This is a genomic window from Lactobacillus equicursoris DSM 19284 = JCM 14600 = CIP 110162 (genome assembly GCF_001434815.1).
Lineage (GTDB): Bacteria > Bacillota > Bacilli > Lactobacillales > Lactobacillaceae > Lactobacillus > Lactobacillus equicursoris.
This window is the reverse complement of the sequence record NZ_AZDU01000093.1, coordinates 1-2,073: the sequence shown is the minus strand read 5'-3', so window position 1 is coordinate 2,073 and position 2,073 is coordinate 1. Positions and strand designations below refer to the sequence as shown.

The window sequence follows — 2,073 nt, the reverse complement described above, 5'->3', positions numbered from 1 at the left end:
TTAAGAATTTGTCAACAAGTTTTTGGATTTAATTTTTCGTGTCTCCGGAGAGCTGCTTGCTCGCCTCGACAACAAGTATTAGTATACTCGTTTAAATCAATTCGTCAAATCAGTCTTTTTGTCTGTAATTGATGATAAACACCCGGCAAGGTTGTTTTTAGCTACCTACTCGCCTGATCCAAATTGTTCAGACATATTCCGATTATCACCCACAAAGGTAAACAAATTGTTCCGAATTTGCCTTTTTTCACCGGGAAAATATCCCAAATTTTTTCAAAATAAAATCCAGGAAACATAGTTCCTGGATAATCACTTCTAAAACCAATAATTTGCGTACCATCCATAAGGAATAGTGGACAAATAAATGTATGCGCAGTTGAGCAGCACAATCAGGATCGGCCCAACATACGGCTTCTCAAACTTCAAAGTTAAAAATCTCCTGAAAAATTACTTTCGCCACTTGGCAACCAGCTTGCTTGGGATGACAAAGCTTTGAGCGCCCATGGACATTGGACCCACTTCACCTTGGTCAAAGACGATTACCAGCTGGTTCTTCTTGTTGATGTAGAAGTTTTGCTTAGCCTTGATTTGGCTGAAGCCGTCGATATCGCCCTTGGCCTTGATGAAGTAAGACTTGTTCTTGTCCTTCTTCATCGCCTGTTCCATTTGGGCAATGATGTACTTGCTAAAAGCCTTCCGGTATCCGGACTTGAACATCCCACTTAAAGTGACCTGCTTGCCAGTCTTCTTGCTCAAAACGTAGTATTGGCTGGTCGTCATGCTGTCAGCCTTTGACACCGTGGTTGACAAGCGGAAGACGTACCAGTTAGTGTTGTTGGTTACCACATTAGTCTTCACCGTCAAGCTGCCGTAGCCCTTTTCCTTCAGTGACTTCTTAAAGGCCGCAATTTCCTTGTTAGTTTCCTCGGCAATGGCTTGGTTGATGGCCGTCGTGGACTCTTGAGCTTGCTTAGCAGTCGTCTTGTCGCTGGACTTGACCGTCTTTACCTTAGAAACGGATACGTCAGCTGAGTGGGTCTTGCTTTCGTAGCTGTAGTTTCTAAAGGTAACCAGCTTGAAGTAGCTGCCAATCCCTGGCAATTCCTGCATGGCGCGGGCCACTTGCGGGGTGGTGTTTGGCAAGGCCACGCTCAAAAGGAAGGCGGCAGCGATCCCGCCAACCAGCTTGACAATCCCCCGCTTAGCCTTGGCTTGGTGCAAGCTAACGATATTCGAGGTCTGCTTTTGCGCCCGATTTTCCGCAGCTTCTTTGATGTAATCAACCTTGATTTGCCCCATCGCATTCATTAAATCTTTGTTTTCCATTGTGATCTGCTCCCTAAATAAATCTATACTCTTTCAATTTCCTGCCTAATTGCCGCCGCATCCGCATCAGGCTGACCTTAACACTCGATTCGGTCAAGCCGTTGCTGGCCGCAATGTCCGCAACTGCATCCATGTAAAAATAGCGTCTGACAAAAATGATCCGCTTCTCCTTAGGAAGCTGCTCCAAGAATTCATTAATGATCTCCGCTAACTTGCTCGTGCCAATCCCTTCCAGCTCACGATTGTCATCTGCCGCTGCTGCCGCTTCTCCAAGTTCATCCAGCGCGACGGTATATTTGTTGCCGGCTCGCTTTTGCCGGTTTTGATTCCGAACCATGTTGATGGCGTGGTTTCTGGTAATCCGGCCTAAGTAGGCGAGCAGGCTTTGCGGCTTATTCGGCGGGATGGTCTCCCAAGCCTTCAGCCAGGTATCATTAACGCATTCCTTGACATCCTCTTGATCCGCTAAGATGTTGCGGGCAATCGTGCTGCAATATGCGCCGTAATCTTCTTGGACAGAAGTGAGCGCTGCTTCATCTCTGGCAAAGAAGAGCGCGATAATCTCCGATTCTCTCACTGTCTTCTCCAATCTGTAGCTTTTTGTTTTTCGAGGTCCTTTCATCTCCTCACCCTAATAGACACCATTAATTCTCTCAGGTTACACTTTAGCAGATTTTTTTCGAAAAAATTTTTGGCAAAAGAAAAAGAACCTCCAAAGCAATGTCATTAAGTTAAGGCATTGACTTT

Annotated in this window: 2 protein-coding genes; both read right to left on the bottom strand. The window is 45.8% G+C overall.

Going from position 1 to position 2,073, the window contains the following annotated elements; translation table 11 throughout:
- Positions 1 to 447: 447 nt before the first annotated feature.
- Positions 448 to 1,326, bottom strand: coding sequence for an RsiV family protein (locus FC20_RS09390; RefSeq protein ID WP_008461860.1), 879 nt, complete (start codon positions 1,324 to 1,326; stop codon positions 448 to 450).
- A 13-nt stretch (positions 1,327 to 1,339) separates the two neighbouring features.
- A complete protein-coding gene (locus FC20_RS09385) occupies positions 1,340 to 1,903 on the bottom strand; it encodes an RNA polymerase sigma factor (protein ID WP_008461859.1) in 564 nt (187 codons plus the stop codon).
- Positions 1,904 to 2,073: the final 170 nt, after the last annotated feature.